Annotated in this window: 15 protein-coding genes; 9 read left to right on the top strand and 6 right to left on the bottom strand. The window is 72.9% G+C overall.

What is annotated here, in order from left to right; all coding sequences use genetic code 11:
- Positions 1 to 481: 481 nt before the first annotated feature.
- On the bottom strand, positions 482 to 1,588 hold the full coding sequence (locus M878_RS53105; protein WP_023544612.1) for a 4Fe-4S binding protein: 1,107 nt from the start codon (positions 1,586 to 1,588) through the stop codon (positions 482 to 484).
- Between the two features lie 174 nt (positions 1,589 to 1,762).
- Between M878_RS53105 and M878_RS53100 the strand changes: the two genes are divergently transcribed.
- The 4 genes from M878_RS53100 to M878_RS53085 all read left to right on the top strand — a co-directional run bounded on the left by M878_RS53100 (position 1,763) and on the right by M878_RS53085 (position 6,598).
- A complete protein-coding gene (locus M878_RS53100) occupies positions 1,763 to 2,467 on the top strand; it encodes an SDR family oxidoreductase (RefSeq protein WP_023544611.1) in 705 nt (234 codons plus the stop codon).
- Positions 2,468 to 2,579: 112 nt separating this feature from the next.
- Positions 2,580 to 3,569 carry an aldo/keto reductase gene (locus M878_RS53095; protein WP_023544610.1) on the top strand — a complete coding sequence of 330 codons (990 nt, stop codon included), beginning with the start codon at positions 2,580 to 2,582 and terminating at the stop codon, positions 3,567 to 3,569.
- Positions 3,570 to 3,788: 219 nt separating this feature from the next.
- Positions 3,789 to 4,757, top strand: a complete 969-nt coding sequence (locus M878_RS53090) for a threo-3-hydroxy-L-aspartate ammonia-lyase (protein WP_023544609.1) — start codon at positions 3,789 to 3,791, stop codon at positions 4,755 to 4,757.
- Between the two features lie 236 nt (positions 4,758 to 4,993).
- Positions 4,994 to 6,598, top strand: a complete 1,605-nt coding sequence (locus tag M878_RS53085) for an ABC-F family ATP-binding cassette domain-containing protein (RefSeq protein WP_023544608.1) — start codon at positions 4,994 to 4,996, stop codon at positions 6,596 to 6,598.
- A 22-nt stretch (positions 6,599 to 6,620) separates the two neighbouring features.
- Here M878_RS53085 and M878_RS53080 read toward each other — a convergent pair whose 3' ends face one another.
- Positions 6,621 to 7,406, bottom strand: coding sequence for an SDR family NAD(P)-dependent oxidoreductase (locus tag M878_RS53080; protein WP_023544607.1), 786 nt, complete (start codon positions 7,404 to 7,406; stop codon positions 6,621 to 6,623).
- A gap of 159 nt (positions 7,407 to 7,565) precedes the next feature.
- Between M878_RS53080 and M878_RS53075 the strand changes: the two genes are divergently transcribed.
- Both M878_RS53075 and M878_RS53070 read left to right on the top strand, forming a co-directional pair.
- Positions 7,566 to 8,234 (top strand): TetR/AcrR family transcriptional regulator, encoded by a 669-nt coding sequence (locus tag M878_RS53075; protein ID WP_037730047.1) that lies wholly within the window; start codon positions 7,566 to 7,568, stop codon positions 8,232 to 8,234.
- A 115-nt stretch (positions 8,235 to 8,349) separates the two neighbouring features.
- Entirely contained in the window at positions 8,350 to 9,801 is a 1,452-nt protein-coding gene (locus M878_RS53070) for a WGR domain-containing protein (RefSeq protein WP_023544605.1), read from the top strand.
- A gap of 204 nt (positions 9,802 to 10,005) precedes the next feature.
- On the opposite strand, the gene M878_RS53065 is transcribed toward M878_RS53070, so the two are convergent.
- Both M878_RS53065 and M878_RS53060 read right to left on the bottom strand, forming a co-directional pair.
- A complete protein-coding gene (locus M878_RS53065) occupies positions 10,006 to 11,589 on the bottom strand; it encodes a glycerol-3-phosphate dehydrogenase/oxidase (protein ID WP_023544604.1) in 1,584 nt (527 codons plus the stop codon).
- Positions 11,586 to 12,185: a TetR/AcrR family transcriptional regulator gene (locus M878_RS53060; RefSeq protein WP_031223842.1), complete on the bottom strand. Its 600-nt coding sequence runs from the start codon at positions 12,183 to 12,185 to the stop codon at positions 11,586 to 11,588. Before M878_RS53060 ends, M878_RS53065 begins: the two co-directional genes overlap by 4 nt.
- A 126-nt stretch (positions 12,186 to 12,311) precedes the next feature.
- On the opposite strand from M878_RS53060, the gene M878_RS53055 reads away from it, so the two are divergent.
- The 3 genes from M878_RS53055 (at position 12,312) to M878_RS53045 (ending at position 15,411) form a co-directional block, all read left to right on the top strand.
- Positions 12,312 to 13,904: an FAD-binding oxidoreductase gene (locus tag M878_RS53055; protein WP_023544602.1), complete on the top strand. Its 1,593-nt coding sequence runs from the start codon at positions 12,312 to 12,314 to the stop codon at positions 13,902 to 13,904.
- A 103-nt stretch (positions 13,905 to 14,007) separates the two neighbouring features.
- Positions 14,008 to 14,889 (top strand): YegS/Rv2252/BmrU family lipid kinase, encoded by an 882-nt coding sequence (locus M878_RS53050; RefSeq protein WP_023544601.1) that lies wholly within the window; start codon positions 14,008 to 14,010, stop codon positions 14,887 to 14,889.
- Positions 14,890 to 15,033: 144 nt separating this feature from the next.
- Positions 15,034 to 15,411 (top strand): NUDIX hydrolase, encoded by a 378-nt coding sequence (locus tag M878_RS53045; protein WP_023544600.1) that lies wholly within the window; start codon positions 15,034 to 15,036, stop codon positions 15,409 to 15,411.
- Between the two features lie 16 nt (positions 15,412 to 15,427).
- Here the strand turns inward: M878_RS53045 and M878_RS53040 are convergent, their stop codons facing one another.
- Positions 15,428 to 15,799: a thioesterase family protein gene (locus tag M878_RS53040; RefSeq protein WP_023544599.1), complete on the bottom strand. Its 372-nt coding sequence runs from the start codon at positions 15,797 to 15,799 to the stop codon at positions 15,428 to 15,430.
- Positions 15,800 to 15,845: 46 nt separating this feature from the next.
- The coding region (locus M878_RS53035) for a molybdopterin molybdotransferase MoeA (RefSeq protein WP_023544598.1) at positions 15,846 to 16,995 on the bottom strand (1,150 nt) is incomplete at its 5' end.

Here is a 16,995-nt window from a genome sequence, read left to right as displayed (position 1 = left end):
CCCGCACACGGTTGGCCAAAGCTTCGCATATCAACTTCCCCGTCGGCGCCGACAGTTCCGCCGACGGTGTGGATCAGACCTGTTGACAGCCTTCCGGAGCCAGTCGTGCCACATCCGTACACGAGCCGGCGAAGGCGAGCGCCCGGGTGCCCCGCCTCACCGACGACAACCCTCCTTCGAGCGGGTCCTGCCCCGCCCTTCGAGGCCGTGCCGGTGCGGGAGGCCATGCGCTGAGGCTCGTCACCCGGCCGGCCCGGCTCCGCTGGCCTGTGAGCCGTCGGCGTTGGAGGGTCTGAACGAGATCGGTGAGTCGAAAAGTTCGTCCGACCGGTCACCCAGTCGTCCCCCCGAGTCCATGACGAGGCGAGGCGGGCCGACGCACCGGGGGCGGGGAACGGTTATCCATGCGCTCGGTTCGTTCCCCGTCCCCCTCCCGTCGTTCACGGACCATCGGGACCGCCCCCCGTCGTGGCCCCGGTGCTCAGTGCGTGCCGGGCGTGGGCGGCCGTCGGGCAGGAGGGCGCCAGCTGCCGGAGACCTCCTTCGTCGGCTTGTGCGGGAAGCGGCGTTCGGCGTACCGCTGTGCCGCCGAGCCGGGGAGGACGTAGAGGGTCTCGGACTTGTCCTGGAGGGGGCGGAGAACCGTGTCCAGGTAGGCCCTGCGGTCGTCGAGGTAGGGACCGAGCACGTCCTCGCCGGCGGGACAGACAGCGAGGCAGTAACCGGATTTGTAGCTGGGCTTGAAAGCGAGGCTCTGCCACATCGACGCGTTCTCCGGGTCGGTGACCCGGGTGCGGAAGTCGGTGGCGTCCTCGCTGTCGGCCACGGTCTGCGCCCAGTCGGTGAACCCGCTCATGAACTCCCGGTAGTTGTGGGTCGTACAGGCCAGGGCGTCGAACGAGCCGTCCTTGCCGATGGCGCCGACCGGGCACGCGGCGACACACAACTTGCAGTCCACGCAGGGGCTGTAGTCCAGCTCCTGTCCGTACGCGCTGACCGGGGCGTTCACGAGCACCGTGGCGAGCAGCACGAAGTTGCCGAACCGCGGGTGGATGACATTGCGGTGCAGGCCCATCACGCCCAGCCCGGCAGCCACGGCGACCGTCTTGTGGGCCACCACCCAGATACGGCCCGGGAAGCGCTCCATCTCCTGGGGAAACCCCGCCGACGGATTCAGCGCGTGATATCCGGCGTCCTCCAGCGCCCTGGCCACCGTACGGGCGGCGGCGTTGACCTGTTCGTCGGTCTGGTGGAACTCCTGGTTGGCCACGCTGCGCGCGGGCGAGCGCGTGTTGTCGCGGTTCATGCGGACCATCAGCGAGACCAGCGAGCGCGTTCCCGGCAGCGCGGCCAGGACGTGCTCGCGCTCTCCGGCGAGGTCCGGATGGTCCAGGCTCACGGCCGCCGCGTCGTCCGCGCCGGCCTCCAGACACAACGCGCGCAGCCAGGCCGCGTCGATCACCGGTGGCGGCGCGGGCTGCCTGCCGGCTGCTCGCGCCGCCAGTACGGCCCGCACGGAGGGGTGGCCGGAGAGTTTGGCGGGCAGCTTCCGGCCTCCCGCCTCATCGGCGGCTTCCTGCTCGCTCATCCTGCCCCTTCCAGCTAAGTTTGAATTTCCAACTCACTATGACGAACCCACTATGCCGTCGGCCGGGCGTCCGGGCAAGGGGCGGCTCGGCGTGCTCGGTCGGTGCGCTTGAAGTTTGAAACCGACCGGTTTACGTTGGTGGGAAACCGATCGGTTTCCTCATGGGAGATGGGCATGACTTCGATCAAGGACTCTGTCGCACTGGTCACCGGCGGCAGTCGTGGGTTGGGCAAGGCGCTGGTGCAGGAGCTGTACACGCGCGGCGCCGCCAAGGTGTACGCCACGGCCCGTGACCCGCGCACCGTGACCCACCCCGACGCCGTGCCGCTCGCTCTCGAGGTCACCGACCCCGCATCGGTCGAGGCCGCGGCGGCGCGGGCCCAGGACGTCACGCTTCTGGTCAACAACGCCGGGGTCTCCCTCGGCGCGACCTCCTTCCTCAACGCCCCCGTCGACGACGTGCGCCGGGAATTCGAGACCAACTTCTACGGACCGCTGCTGGTCACCCGCGCCTTCGCCCCGGTCATCGAGCGCAACGGCGGCGGACACCTCCTCAACGTCCACTCCGTGCTCTCCTGGGTCGGCGTCGCCGGCTCCTACAGCGCCACCAAGGCCGCGCTGTGGTCCCAGACCAACTCCCTGCGGCTCGAACTGCGTCCACGCGGTATCGCGGTCACCGGACTGCACGTCGGCTACATCGACACCGACATGGCCGCGAACGTCGACGCCCCCAAGTCCACCCCGGAGGACGTCGCCGCCCTGGCGCTGGACGGCGTCGAGTCCGGGGCGTACGAGGTACTGGCGGACGACCTCACCCGGAGCGTGAAGGCGGGACTCTCCGGAGACCTGGCGGCGCTGTATCCCCAGCTGACCGAGTAGCCCGCCCTCGCCCTCGTACGATCATGATCAGGTTGACGAGAAGTCCCGCCCGCTCCGCGGCCCCGAGCCGCGGCGCGCCGGTCGGGACCGCACGGACGAGGGGAACCGGACCATGGAGTACGTCAAGCTCGGCTCGACGAGCGGCCTGGAGGTCTCCCGGCTGGCGCTGGGGTGTATGAGCTACGGCGTTCCCGACCGGGGGCCGCACCCGTGGACCCTGGACGAGGACGCCGCCCGTCCGCTCCTGCGCGAGGCTGTCGAGGCGGGGATCACGTTCTTCGACACCGCCAACAGCTACTCCGCCGGCACCGGCGAGGAGATCGTCGGCAGGGCGCTCGGGGAGCTGACGCGGCGCGAGGACGTCGTGATCGCCACCAAGGTGTTCTTCGCCGTGGAGGACGGCGCGGCGCGCAGTGAGCGCCCCAACCGGTCGGGACTGTCCCGCAAGGCGATCATGACCGAGATCGACCACAGCCTGCGTCGCCTCGGCACGGACTACGTCGACCTCTATCAGATCCACCGCTTCGACCCGTACACCCCGGTCGAGGAGACGATGGAGGCGCTGCACGACGTGGTCAGGGCGGGCAAGGCCCGTTGCATCGGGGCGAGTTCGATGTACGCCTGGCAGTTCGCCAAGCTGCAGCACACCGCCGAGCGGCACGGTTGGACGAAGTTCGTCAGCATGCAGAACCACTACAACCTCCTCTACCGCGAGGAGGAGCGCGAGATGCTGCCGCTCTGCGCCGACCAGGGCGTCGGCGTGATCCCCTGGAGCCCGCTCGCCCGCGGCCGGCTCACCCGCGACTGGGACGCCGCCAGCGTCCGCAGCGAGACGGATGCCTACGGCCGCACCCTGTACCAGCCGGCCGACAAGCAGATCGTCGACGCCGTCGCCGCGATCGCCGAACGCCGTGGCGTCCCGCGGGCCCAGGTGGCCCTGGCCTGGATCGCCTCCCGACCGGGCGTCACCGCCCCCATCGTCGGGGCCACCAAGCCCCACCACCTCCCGGACGCGCTCGCCGCGCTCGACCTCCGGCTCACCGACGACGAGGTCCGGGAACTCGAGGAGCCGTACACGCCGAGGGGGATCAGCGGCCACTGAGGCCTGCCGCACGCCATGCCGTCATCGAACGGCACCGCATCGAACGGCACCGCATTGAACGGCACCTGACGGAACGCCCGCCTGGCCGTCCTCTGGACAGGCGGGCGCTCCGGTTTCTAGAGTTCCTGTCCAGGAATGGACAGTCAGTCCAATCAGTCAGGCAGCCCGACCGGGACCGAGTGGGACGAAGGAAGCGAAGGAAGGGACGAGGAGACCGCCATGGCCGCCGTATCGCCCGTAACGTTCGACGACGTCCGTGCGGCCGCCGCACGCCTCGAAGGCGTCGCCCACCGCACCCCCGTCCTCACCTCGCGCACCCTGAACGCCCACGTCGGCGCCGAGGTGTTCATCAAGTGCGAGAACTTCCAGCGCGCCGGCGCCTTCAAGTTCCGCGGCGCCTACAACGCGGCCGCACAGCTCACCCCGGAACAACTCGCCAAGGGCATCGCCGCCTACTCCTCCGGCAACCACGCCCAGGCCGCCGCCCTCGCCGCCCGCGAACTCGGCACCACCGCGGTCATCCTGATGCCCGAGGACGCCCCGCCTCTCAAGCGGGAGGCCACCGCCGGATACGGCGCCGAGATCGTCACCTACGACCGCTACGCCGAGGACCGCACCGCGCTCGGCACGGCCCTGGCCGAGGCCCGCGGCATGGTCCTCATCCCGCCCTACGACCACCCCCAGGTCATCGCCGGACAGGGCACCGCGGCACTCGAACTCCTCGAAGAGACCGGCCCGTTGGGCGCCCTGCTGGTGCCCGTCGGAGGCGGCGGCCTGATCGCCGGCAGCTCCATCACCGCCAAGGCCGTCCATCCCGGGATCCGGGTCATCGGCGTGGAGCCGGAAGAGGGGGACGACACCAAGCGCTCGCTGGAGGGCGGCGCCCGCGTCACCCTGCCCGTGCCGCGGACCATCGCCGACGGGCAGGCCCTGCCCACGCCCGGTGAGATCACCTTCGGGATCAACCGGCGCCTGGTCGACGCGATCGCCCTGGTCAGCGACGCGGAGATCGTCACCGCCATGCGGTTCGCCTTCGAACGGCTGAAGATCGTCCTCGAACCCAGCGGTGCCACCGGCCTGGCCGCACTCCTGGCCGGCCACATCGACAACCTCCCCACGCGCATCGGCATCATCGCCTCCGGAGGCAACATCGACACGCGGCGGTTCAGCGAACTCATCGGCGGCTGACGGGTGGTGAGGGCCGCCGTGCCCGTGGTGCCGATCTGAGGCGCACGGCGGACGTCGTAGCCGGGTATGTGGATACGTCGTAGCCGGATACATGGATCGAGAGGCGCGCGAAAAACCATATGCGCCGCTCACAGCGCCTCGGTTACCGTGACCGCATGTCTACGCCCCGAATTTCCTAGCCGAGGACCCGCTTCCACGCCAGAAGTGTGTCCTCTTGCTGTTTCGGAGCGTTACCCATGATCATCGCTCGTGATGTCGAGCTGCGCGCCGGTGCGCGCCTCCTCCTGTCCGGCACCTCCTTCACCGTCTCCCCCGGGGACCGGATCGGCCTCGTCGGCCGCAACGGCGCCGGCAAAACCACCCTGATGACCGCGCTCGCCGGGCACTCCCGGCCCGCCGCCGGCACGATCACGCACACCGGGCCGGTCGGCTTCCTCGCCCAGGACGCCCGCGCCGCCGACCCCGCCCTGACGGTCACCGACCGGATCCTGTCCGCCCGCGGCCTCGATGCCGTGCTGCGCGATCTGCGCAGGGCCGAGGCGGCGATGGCCGACGCCGCCTGCCCGGCGGCTCTGGAGCGGGCGATGCACGCCTATGCCCGCGCCGACGCCGCCTTCCAGGCCGGCGGAGGCTACGCCGCCGAAGCCGAGGCCGCCCGGACGGCGGCCGGCGTCGGCCTGCCCGAACGGGTCATGGGCGAGCCGGTCGGCGCCCTGTCCGGCGGTCAGAAGCGCCGTGTGGAACTCGCGCGCATCCTGTTCGGCGGAACCGACGGCACCCTGCTGCTGGACGAGCCCACCAACCACCTCGACGCCGACTCGCTCCTCTGGCTGCGCGGCTTCCTCCAAGGCCACCAGGGCGGACTGGTGGTCGTCAGCCACGACACCGCTCTGCTCGCCGCCGTCGTCAACCGCGTCTTCCACCTGGACGCCGGCCGCCCTGTTATCGAGGTCCACAACACCGGCTGGACCACGTACACGTCCCGACGCGCGACGGAGGAACGGCGCCGTACCCGGGAGCGCGCCGGCGCCGAACGCAAGGCCGCCGCGCTGCACGCACAGGCGGACCGTATGAAGGCCCGCTCCGCCACCGCCGCCATGGCCAGGAGCATGGCCCGTCGCGCCGACCGGATGCTGGCCGCGCTGGAACCGGCCGGGCGCGCGGAGAAGACCGCGCGGATCCGACTGCCCGAGCCCGCTCCGTGCGGGCGGACACCGCTCGGCGCGATCAGCCTGGCCAAGTCCTACGGCGGCCACCGGGTCCTGGACGGAGTGGACCTGGCCGTGGACCGGGGCAGCCGCATGGTCGTACTCGGACTCAACGGCGCCGGCAAGACCACCCTGCTGCGCGTTCTCGCCGGTGCCGAACGGCCGGACACCGGGCGCGTGGTGCACGGGCACGGGCTGCGCCTCGGCTACTTCGCCCAGGAGCACGAGACGCTCGATACCGGCCGTACGGTCCTGGACAACCTGAGGGCCGCGGCGCCGCACCTGGAGACCGGCGAGGCGCGGCGGGTGCTGGGCGCGTTCCTGTTCGGCGGCGGTGACGCGGACAAGCCCGCGGGTGTCCTGTCCGGCGGCGAGCGGACCCGGCTGGCGCTCGCCTGTATGGTCCACTCCGGGGCGAACGTCCTGCTGCTGGACGAGCCGACCAACAACCTCGACCCGGTCTCCCGCGACGAGGTCCTGGCCGCGGTCGGCTCGTACCCCGGCGCGATCGTGATGGTCACCCACGACGTGGGCGCCCTCGACGCCCTGCGCCCGGACCGCGTCCTGCTCCTGCCGGACGCGGCCGAGGACCTGTGGAGCGAGGACTACCGCGACCTGGTGACCCTCGCATAGCCCTCGACCGGAGACTTCGGGCTCAGAAGTGGGTGCCGCCGTCGATGCGGATCTCCGTGCCGGTGACGAACTTCCCGTCCGCCGAGGCGAGCATGGCGACGACCGACGCCACCGTCTCGGGGCCGGCGAAACCCTGCCCGAGCGCCGGGGAGAGCTTGGCGAACAGCGTCATGTCGGCGTCTTCGGGCAGGCCCGGTCCGGTGCTCTGCCCGCTGGCGCCGCTGCCGTCGGTCATCCCGGAGGAGATGGAGCCGGGCTGGACGGCGGTGAAGCGGATGCCCCGCTTCGCGTACTCGGCGGCGAGGGCGTGCGTCATCGACTGGATGCCGCCCTTGCTCGCCGCGTACGCCGCCATGTACGGGTGCGCGAACTGGGCCGACGTGGAGCTGAAGTTGACGACCGCCGCGTCACGGCCCGCCAGCAGCGCCGGTATGGACTCGCGGATGGCGAGGAAGGTGCCGACGAGGTTGACCTGCAGGATGCGGGTGAAGTCCGCGAGGCTCGTCTCGTGGGTGTGCGCGGAGCGCAGGATTCCGGCCGCGTTGACCAGCACATCCAGACCGCCGAGCGCGGCGACGGCGGCCGCGACCCCCTCGCGCGCGGAGGTCTCGTCGGCGACGTCGAGGACGACCGTGGTGAGCCGGCCGGCATGCGCCCCGGCCTTCTCCACCGTGTCCTTCAGGCCACGCTCGCTCACGTCCGCGGCCACCACGGTTCCGCCCTCGGCGAGGAGGCGCAGCACGGTGGCCTGGCCGATGCCCGAGCCGCCCCCGGTGATCAGCGCGCGGCGGCCTTCGTAGCGGTTCATCTCTTCTCCTGCCTGCCCTGCCGTCGTGCGGCGGGGCCTTCACGACGCCGGATCTCCTGCCGCCGACGTCCTCACATGCTTCACATTACGCCCTAGTGGCACGGTTTGCCATTACGTCAATGTGTGCCATCCATAGTCCTCGGGCCGTACGCTTCTGGGGTGAGCACCAAGTCCGGGGTGAGCGCCAGGCCGCCCTCCTCCTTGACCGAGCGCCGCAAGGCCGCCACCCAGCTCGAGATCGCGCACGCGGCGGCCGAGCTGTTCGCCACGCAGGGTCCGCACGCCACCACGGCCGAGGAGATCGCCCGGCACGCGGGCGTGGCGCTGCGCACCTTCTACCGCTACTTCCGCTCCAAGCAGGACGCGGTGAGCCCGCTGCTCGCCGACGGAGCCGACCGATGGCGAGCCCTGCTGGAGGCGGCGGAGCCGGGCACCGACCTGTCCCTGGCGCTGGAGACCGCCGTGGAGCAGTCTCTGGCGGCGCCGGACGAGGAGGCAGCCGCGGCGCTGCTGCGGACCCGCGGTCTGCTGCGGGCGGCGGCCGACGATCCCGCCCTGCGCGCGGTCTGGTACCGCGTCAACCAGGAGTCCGAGGAACGGCTCGTGCCGGTGGTGGCCCGCCTCGCGGACGGGCGCCTCCAGGCGATGCAGGTGCGCCTGGTCGCGGCGGCGGCGACGGACGCGATCCGGATCGCGCTGGAGACCTGGGCCGACACCGAAGCCGGAGTCGCGGGCGAAGCCGCACCGGCCGCCCTGGCGATCGACTGCCTGCGTCAACTGGCCGGCGGAATGAGCGTGTTGCGGCCGAGCGGGGACAGCGGGAGTTAGCGCCGGCCTGGCCGTGGCAGCCGGGCGCGCCCCGTTGTCAGTGGTCGCCCTTACGGTTTGATCAGTGAGGGCCCGCCGGAACGGCCGAGGGTCCGCCCTGGGGGAGGGGTATGCCATGTCCACGGCGTCCGCGGTGTCGACGACGTATCTGGAGCTGTCACAGCAGGGCGGCGGCGCCCACAAGTTCTACGAGGTGATCGTCGACGGGCAGGTGGTGACGGTGCGGTACGGGCGGATCGGCGCCGCCGGGCAGGTCCAGACGACGACGTTCCCGACCGCCGAGAAGGCCCGGGCCGCCGCTGCGAGGAAGGTGGGGGAGAAGGTCCGCAAGGGATACGCCCCCGCAGTCCAGGGGCAGCGCGCTCCACGCCCGGTGACCCGGCGTCAGGTCAGCTCGGCCCCGTCCACCGCGCGCGCGGTGGCGCCCGTGCTGTGGCGGTTCCGCACCGGCTCCGCCGCCTTCGGCATCCATGTCGACGACGAGCACTGCTGGGTGGGCAACCAGGCGGGCGACGTCTACACCCTGGGCCACGACGGCGCCGTCCTCGCCCGCTTCAGCCTGCCGGACGGGGTGAAGTGCCTGGTGGCCGACGACTTCTGGATCTATGCGGGCTGTGACGACGGCAAGGTCTACGACCTCTCCTCCAAGCTGCCGTTCGCCGCGTACGACATCGCCGCCGACGTCGACATCTTCTGGCTCGACATTCACGAGGGCATCCTGAACGTCTCGGACCGCGACGGCCGGCTCACCGTCATCGACCACGAGGACGAACACCAGTGGGCCCGCCGCAGCCCGGGCGAGCACGCCTGGATGGTCCGTGCCGACGACCGAGCCGTTTACCACGGCCACCACCGGGGCGTCACCGCCTACGCACCCGGCGGCGGCCACGAGTTGTGGCACGCGGCCACCAAGGGCAGCGTGCTCTTCGGCTGGCAGGAGGACGACGCCGTCTACGCCGGCACCGGCCGCCACGTGGTGCAGCGGCTGTCGAAGGCGACCGGCGCGATCGAGGCGACGTACGCCTGCGACAGCGCGGTCTACTCGTGTGCCACCTCCCCGGGCGGGCGGTTCGTCTTCGCCGGCGACGCCGCGTCCTCCGTCTACTGCTTCGACCAGGACGGCACCCGCCTGTGGAAGCTCGGCACGGGCGGCGGTTCGGCGCTGTCCATGCAGTACCGCGACGAGCGGCTGTACCTGGTGACCACCGAGGGCTCGCTCGTGTGCGTCGACGCGAGCGAGACGGCCATCACCGCCGCCCAGCAAGGCACGGTGCCGGTGGCGCGTGACGTCAAACTCGCCGCCGCCCTGCCGACTTACGCACCGGCGACCGCCGTGGCCGCGGTCTCCACCGTCGCCCAGGCCCCGGCCGGCGCCGTGGTCGTCCAGTGCGTCCAGGAGAGCGGCAGGCTTCGGGTGCACGTGGTGTCCGAGGGCTACGACACCTCCTGGAACGTCCAGTTCCCGCGCGCCATACGAGAGCCGGGCGCCCGCTACGTCGTGGACGCCCTGCACTCCGCGGCCGGCGGCTTCTACCGGGTCCGCGGCGACATCCGCCGCTTGCTGTGACACGAGGTGTCACCGCTGCTACGGCGCCGATCCGCGCTGGGCCGCCATCCGTGCTCGGGCGATGCCGCCCACCCTCGGTGTGCGACGCCCCGTGCTCGCGGTGATGCCGCCCGCCCGGTTGTCACCGCCCGTGTTGGCGGTGACGTCGCCCCCCGTAGCGCCACCGCCCGCCGTCCCGCTCCCGTCGATCCGTGGCCCGGCAGTTCACGGCCGTACGGCCGGCGCCTCCGCAAGGACCGCCCGTGCCACCGCGAGCACCTCCGCGCGGTCCTCCGGTACCAGGCCGATGCGGGTGCGCCGGTCCAGGAGGTCGGACTCGTCCAGGGCGCCCTCGTGCAGGACGGCCCACAGGAGTTCGGCGCGGGTGACCGGGTGGCCCGGCAGGACGGGGTCGGCCAGGGTCGGGTTCTCGGTCGCGAGGGTGTGGACGGCTTCGGCCTCGGTGCCGTAGCGGCGGATCAGGCGGCGCGGTGCCGACAGGGTGCGGAGCCGGGCGGGCGCGGCGGCGCCGACCAGGGGCAGCGCGGCAGTGGGGGAGGGGGCGGCGGGAAGACCCCGGGCGGCGGTCGCGGCGTCCACGGCGTCCTGTGCCATCCGCCGATAGGTGGTGAGCTTGCCGCCGACGATCGTCGTGATGCCGTCGGGGGACGTCAGCACCGCGTGCCGGCGGGAGATGTCGGAGGTGCGGGCGGGAGCGCCGGCGTGGCCGTCCTGCCCGGACGTGTCCAGCAGGGGGCGCAGGCCGGCGAAGGCGCCCACGACCTCCTCCCGGGCCACCGGCGCGTCCAGGACCGATCCCAACACGTCCAGCAGGAAGCCGATGTCGGTCTCGGGCACGTCCGGGACATCGGGGATCCCGCCCTCGACCGGCTCGTCGGTGAGGCCGACGTACACCCGGCCGTCGCCCTGGGGCAGGACCAGGACGAAGCGGTTGGTCTCGCCGGGGATCGGGATGTGCAGGCCGGCCGGCAGGGCGCCGAGCCGCTCGGAGCGCAGCACCAGATGGGTGCCGCGGGAGGGCCGGATCCGGATGCCCGCGACGAGATCACCGGCCCACACCCCGGTCGCGTTGATCACCGCGCGGGCCCTGATCTCGCCCTCCTCGCCGGTGAGTTCGTCGCGGATCCGGGCGCCGGTGCCGGTCAGCTCCAGCACCCTGACCCGGGTCAGCACCCGTGCTCCGTGCGTGGCGGCCGTCCTGGCCAGGGCGGTGACCAGCCGGGCGTCGTCGGTCACCTTGCCGTCCCAGGACAGCAGTCCGCCGCGCAGCCCGGCCGAACGCACCGAGGGCGCCAGGTGCCGCGCCTCCGTGGCCGACAGCCGACGAGGCGCGGGAAGCACCTGCCGGGGCGTCCGGGCGGCCAGCCGCAGCATGTCCCCGGCCCGGAATCCGGCCCACGCCAGCGAGGCCTGGGCCCTGGACACCAGAGGGGTGAGCGGCAGCACGAACGGCTGGGCGGCCACCAGGTGCGGGGCGGTCCGGGTCATCAGCACCCCGCGTTCGACCGCGCTCTCGTGAGCGACGTCGAACTGCGCGGAGGCCAGATAGCGCAGCCCGCCGTGGATGAGCTTCGAGCTCCAGCGGGAGGTGCCGAAGGCCAGGTCGTGGGCGTCCACGGCGACGACGGCCAGCCCGCGGGCCGCCGCGTCCAGCGCGGCTCCGGCCCCGGTCGCGCCGAGTCCGACGACCAGGACGTCGGCGACCCTGCCGTCGGTGGCCTCGGCCAGTTCCCGGCTGCGGCGGGGTGCGCTGAGGGACGAGCCGGTGCGGGCGCTGGTGTGGCTCATGGCGTGAGGGTCCTCTCCAGGAGGGTGCGCAACTCGCCGAGGAAGGCGGCGGAGTCGAGCTCCGGATCGTCCTCGTCGGTCATCGTGCGCAGGGACAGGGTGAAGGACTGCACGGTCAACAGCAGGGCGCGGGCCTGCCGTTCGACATGGCCCGGGCGTACCGACCCGTCGGCGTGGCCCGTGCGCAGCGCGTCGGCCAGCAGCGCCAGCAGGGCCTCCTGGCTCGCTCCGCGCCGGTCCAGCACATAGGGCAGCAGCAGTTCCGGATCGACGTCGACGATCTTGCGGAAGAGCGGGTGCGCCCGGAACGCCTCGACTCCTGCCACCAGTCCGTCCACGATTCGGGTGCGTGTGTCCACGGCGGCGGCGGGCTCGGGGATCGAGCGGGTGGCCACGTCGGTCCACTCACGGGTCATCAGATCGCCCACCAGGGTCCGCAGGTCCGGCCAGCGCCGGTACAGCGTCATCCGGGAGACGCCGGCGCGGCGGGCCACGTCGGCGAGGGTGGTGCGGCGCACTCCGACGGCCAGTACACAGTCGCGTACCGCGTCGAGCACGTGATCGTTGTCCGAACCGTTGTGACGAATAGGCGTCATGTGTCACAGTGTAACGCCCCGGAGCCGGGCTGGAGCGGACACTGTCGTCCCGGGACGGCCGCCGGGCCGCCGCGCGCAACCGAGCACACCGACCCGAGCACACCGATCTGTGAGGACGACCGTTCAATGGACATGCTGTGGAACGGCTGGGGCGACCCGGCCAAGGCGGCACCGCTGCCCGACTCGGTGACCGGACTGCTGCGCGACCTGCTCGGCGTCAAGCCCCGCACCACCCCCTCCCTCGCCCTGGACGACATCCGCCTGCCCGCCACCACGGCCGGTCCCGCCGCGCTCAAGGCGCTCGCCGAGGCCGTCGGCGGCGACGACCACGTCCGCACCGACAGCGAGAGCCGCGTCCGCCACACCCGCGGCAAGTCCACCCCCGACCTGCTGCGCATCCGCGCCGGGGACTTCTCGGACGTCCCGCAGGCCGTGATCCTGCCCGCCACCCATGACGAGGTCCTTGCCGTCCTGCGCGCCTGCGCCGCGCACGGCCTCGCCGTCGTACCCTTCGGTGGCGGCACGTCGGTCGTCGGCGGACTCGCCCCCGAGCGTGGCGCGTTCATCGCCCTGGACCTGCGCCGTATGAACGGCCTGCTGGACCTGGACCCCGTCTCGCGCACCGCGGTCCTCCAGCCCGGTCTGCGCGCCCCCGAGGCCGAAGCCCTGCTCGCCGGACACGGCTTCACCCTCGGCCACTTCCCGCAGTCGTACGAGTGGGCCACCATCGGCGGTTTCGCCGCCGCCCGCTCCAGCGGCCAGGCGTCCGCCGGGTACGGGCGCTTCGACGAGATGGTCCTCGGCCTGACCCTCGCCACCCCCGAGGGCACCCTCGAGACCGGCCGCGCCCCGCGCTCCGCCGCCGGACCAGATCTGCGCCAGCTGATCCTCGGCTCGGAGGGCGCCTTCGGCGTCATCACCTCCGTCCTCGTACGCATCCGCCCGCTGCCCGAGGTGCGCGTGTACGAGGGCTGGCGGTTCGCCTCGTTCGAGGAAGGCGCCGCGGCCCTGCGCCGCCTCGCCCAGGACGGACCCCGGCCGACGGTGCTGCGGCTGTCCGACGAGACCGAGACACTGATCGGCCTGGCCCAACCCGACGCCATCGGCGGCGACCTGGCCCAGAGCGCGGCCGGCTGCCTCGCCATCACCGGCTACGAGGGCACGCCCGAGGACACCGCACAGCGCCGGGAGCAGGCGGCGGCCGTCCTCACCGCCTGCGGCGGCACCCTCGTCGGAGCGGAGCCGGGCGAACGCTGGGCCCACGGCCGCTTCTCGGCGCCGTACCTGCGCGACGCCCTGCTCGACGTCGGTGCCTTCGCCGAGACCCTGGAGACCGCGGCCTTCTGGTCCCGCATCCCCGACCTCTACACAACCGTGCGCACCGCACTCACCGACACCCTCACCGAGGCCGGCACCCCGCCCCTGGTGATGTGCCACATCTCGCACGTCTACGAGAACGGCGCCTCGCTGTACTTCACCGTCGTCAGTGCCCAGGGCGAGGACCCGGTGGCTCACTGGACGCCGGCCAAGCACGCGGCCAACGAAGCCGTACTGGCGGCCGGCGGCACCATCTCCCACCACCACGGAGTCGGCACCGACCACCGCGACTGGTACGTCCGCGAGGCCGGCCCGCTCGGCATCGCGGCCCTGCGTGCCGTCAAGCGCAGTCTGGACCCCGAGGGCCTGCTCAACCCCGGCGTCCTGCTCCCCACCGACTGACCCACCCCGTACGACACCCACTGCCCCACGACTGACCCGCCAGATCCGACCCACCCGCCAGATCCGGCCGACCCACCGATCCGCCTGCTTCGGAGGCACACCGATGCGACAGTTCACCGCCGTCGTCAACCCCACCGCGGGCGGCTCCACCGGGGCGGCGACCCTGCTGCAGCTGGCCCGGCTGCTCCGCGAGGCCGGGGCAGAGCTGGAGACGGAGTACAGCCACAGCCTCGCCCACGCCCAGGACATCGCCCGACGCGCCGGCGAGCGCGGCCGGATCGTCCTGGCCGTCGGCGGCGACGGCATCGCCGGCGGCATCGGCGGGGCGCTGAGCGGCACCGGAACCGTCCTCGGCCTGGTCCCCGCGGGCCGTGGTAACGACTTCGCCCGCGCCCTGAAGCTGCCCGCCGACCCCGCCGCGCTCGCCGGCATCCTGCTGCACGCCGAGCCACGGCCGGTCGACACCGTCGAGGTGGAGTCGGCCGTCCACCATCGCACCGTGGTCCTGGGCAGCGTCTACGCCGGAGTGGACGCCGTGGCCAACCGGCACGCCAACCAGGCCCGTCTGCTGCGTGGCGCCGCCTCCTACTACGCGGGCGGTCTGCGCGCCGTCACCACCTGGCGTGCGGCCGACTACCGCGTCACCGTCGACGGCGAGGAACACACCCACCGCGGCTACACGGTCGTCGCCGCCAACTCCCCTTACTACGGCTCCGGCCGGCTCATCGCCCCCGACGCGCGCGTCGACGACGGACTGCTGGACGTGGTGATGATCCGGGAAGCCCCGCGCCGACTCTTCTTCGCCCTCATGAACGAGCTGAAGACAGGCGCCCACGTGCACCGCCCCGAAGTGCGCGTCCTGCGCGGCAAGGAACTGCGCATCGAGGCCGACCGGCCCGTCCCCTACGGCGCCGACGGCGAGGTCGACGCCACCCTCCCCGCCACCGTCCGGGTACGACCCGGAGACCTGCCGATGCTGTACTGACCCCCTAAAGACCGAGGGCCTGTGTCACGGCACAGGAATCCCGGCGCAGATCGAGAAGTGACACGGCGTCGGTGCAGGACCGGCCGGCCCTGGGTAGGGAGAGGAGAACCCAGCCGAGCGCGCAGGGGGAGGGGTTGGTCCGTCATGACGCTGGAGCCCGCCGAAGGCGTGGTGCAGGCGGTCGTCCTGTACGACGGACGACTGCTGCTGGTGGACGCCGGCGACGGCTGGACGCTGCCGTCCGGCACTCCCCAGCAGGCCGAGCCGGCCGAGGCCACCGCGGCCCGCGTCGTCTACGAACTCACCGGTTACCTCGTCGACGGCACAGAGAGCCTCGCCCCGCAGTCCGGTGCACGGGCGGCCGCGGCGGTGGCCGTGGTGTGCCAGCTGCTCAGCGAGTCCCCGTCGGACGGCGCCGGCCTCGCGCGGGAGCAGGTGCGCTGGGCACCGATCCCCGAGGCCGACGGTGCCGCACTCCCGGCAGCCGTACGCGACTACCTTCGCGGCCACACACCCGCGTGAGACCTGCCAGAGCCGCTCAGCGATCCGCCGCCGGGTCCGGCGTGCGCGCCAGGAACCGCTGCCGGTCGACGATCGCCCGGTCGATCTCGCCCGTCGCGACCAGCCGGCCCGAGCCGTCGACGGCCCGCACCACGAACGTGACCCGCCCGCCCGCGGCGGAGGCGGCGGGCTCGGCGCTCACCTCGACCCGGCCGCCGACCGGCGTCGCTCGCACATGCCGGACCCGTACCTCGGTGCCGACGGTGGTCTGGCCGGACTCGGTGAAGCGGGCGGCGGCCCGCACGGTCGCCGCCTCCAGCCACGCGATCAGCCGCGGGGTGGCGAGTACGGGCACGTCACCGCTGCCCACCGCCACCGCTGTATCGGCATCGGTCACCTCGTGGCGCATGCCCTCACGCTAACGCCGGCGGACGGATCGCACAGATCCAACGGCTTCAGCGGTGGGGTAGTCGCACCACGTCCACGGTGGCGCCGGCCGGGACGCCGCCGGATGGGATCAGCGCGAGGCCGTCTGCCAGGGCGAGGCCGCGCAGCATCGCCGGGCCGTCGAACGGCAGCGGCGTCACCTCCTGCCCTGCCGTGAGCACCGGCAGGAGCCGGGCGTCGCGCGGATGTCCGGGCAGCGCGGAGCCGGCCGTCAGCCGGACGGGAACGGCGCCGGGGTGCCCGCCGAGGTGGCTCAGCAGCGGCTCGGCCAGGGTGACCATGCCGGCCACCGCGGCCAGCGGGTTCCCGGGCAGCCCGACCAGCCGGCGCGCCCGGCCGTCGGCGGTGGCCGGCAACTCGGCCAGCAGCATGGGGTGACCGGGACGTACGGTCACGGAGTCGACCAGCAGCCGGGCGCCCACCGCACGGAGCGTGTCGTGCAGGAAGTCCACCGGGCCGGCGGCGGTGCTCCCGGTGGTGACCATGACGTCGGCGGGCGAGCGATGCACGGCCTCCCGGAGGGAAGGGAGGTCGTCGGCGATCAGGTGATGGCCGATCAGCTCGGCGCCGCAAGCCTGCAGCCACGGCGGCAACAGCGGCCCGAGCGCGTCCCGGACCCGCCCGCCGCGCGGTACGCCCTGTGTGAGCAACTCGTCGCCGAGGACGAACAGTTCCACGCTCGGACGCCGGTGCACGGTCAGCCGGTCGTATCCGGCCGCCGCCGCCAGGCCCAGCACCCGCTCGGTCACGGTGGTGCCGGCGGGCAGCAGCGGTTCGCCGGAGCGGCACTCCTGGCCGCGCGGCCGGATGTCCTGACCTTCGGGCACCGGCGCGGGAGAACGGTCGTACAGCATGCCACGCTCGCGGTCCGCCTCGCCGTGCTCGCGCCGCAGTACGGCGGTCGCGCCCGCCGGTACCGGGGCGCCGGTGGCGATGGGGACGGCCGAGTCCCGTCCGAGCGGTCCGGGCTCCTGGCCGGCCAGGACGCCGGTGCCGGTGAGTCGCCAGGGGCCCGGTCCGGTCACGGCCCAGCCGTCCATCGCGGCCGTGGCGAACGGCGGCAGGTCGGTGAGTGCCACGAGCGGTTCGGCCAGCGCGTGCCCCAGCGCGTCGGCGAGGGCGCGGGGGACCGCGGGCAGCGGCTGCCCGGCGCAGGAC

It is taken from the genome of Streptomyces roseochromogenus subsp. oscitans DS 12.976 (genome assembly GCF_000497445.1).
GTDB classification, from domain to species: domain Bacteria; phylum Actinomycetota; class Actinomycetes; order Streptomycetales; family Streptomycetaceae; genus Streptomyces; species Streptomyces oscitans.
Note: the sequence above shows the minus strand (reverse complement) of the source record. Positions and strands in the feature narration are given on the sequence as shown.

Coding starts and splice junctions, on each gene's coding strand:
- M878_RS53040 (WP_023544599.1), bottom strand. CDS start 15,799: ATGCGCCACGAGGTGACCGATGCCGATACAGCGGTGGCGGTGGGCAGC.
- M878_RS53105 (WP_023544612.1), bottom strand. CDS start 1,588: ATGAGCGAGCAGGAAGCCGCCGATGAGGCGGGAGGCCGGAAGCTGCCC.
- M878_RS53085 (WP_023544608.1), top strand. CDS start 4,994: ATGATCATCGCTCGTGATGTCGAGCTGCGCGCCGGTGCGCGCCTCCTC.
- M878_RS53080 (WP_023544607.1), bottom strand. CDS start 7,406: ATGAACCGCTACGAAGGCCGCCGCGCGCTGATCACCGGGGGCGGCTCG.
- M878_RS53060 (WP_031223842.1), bottom strand. CDS start 12,185: ATGACGCCTATTCGTCACAACGGTTCGGACAACGATCACGTGCTCGAC.
- M878_RS53045 (WP_023544600.1), top strand. CDS start 15,034: ATGACGCTGGAGCCCGCCGAAGGCGTGGTGCAGGCGGTCGTCCTGTAC.
- M878_RS53090 (WP_023544609.1), top strand. CDS start 3,789: ATGGCCGCCGTATCGCCCGTAACGTTCGACGACGTCCGTGCGGCCGCC.
- M878_RS53100 (WP_023544611.1), top strand. CDS start 1,763: ATGACTTCGATCAAGGACTCTGTCGCACTGGTCACCGGCGGCAGTCGT.
- M878_RS53095 (WP_023544610.1), top strand. CDS start 2,580: ATGGAGTACGTCAAGCTCGGCTCGACGAGCGGCCTGGAGGTCTCCCGG.
- M878_RS53050 (WP_023544601.1), top strand. CDS start 14,008: ATGCGACAGTTCACCGCCGTCGTCAACCCCACCGCGGGCGGCTCCACC.
- M878_RS53070 (WP_023544605.1), top strand. CDS start 8,350: ATGTCCACGGCGTCCGCGGTGTCGACGACGTATCTGGAGCTGTCACAG.
- M878_RS53055 (WP_023544602.1), top strand. CDS start 12,312: ATGGACATGCTGTGGAACGGCTGGGGCGACCCGGCCAAGGCGGCACCG.
- M878_RS53065 (WP_023544604.1), bottom strand. CDS start 11,589: ATGAGCCACACCAGCGCCCGCACCGGCTCGTCCCTCAGCGCACCCCGC.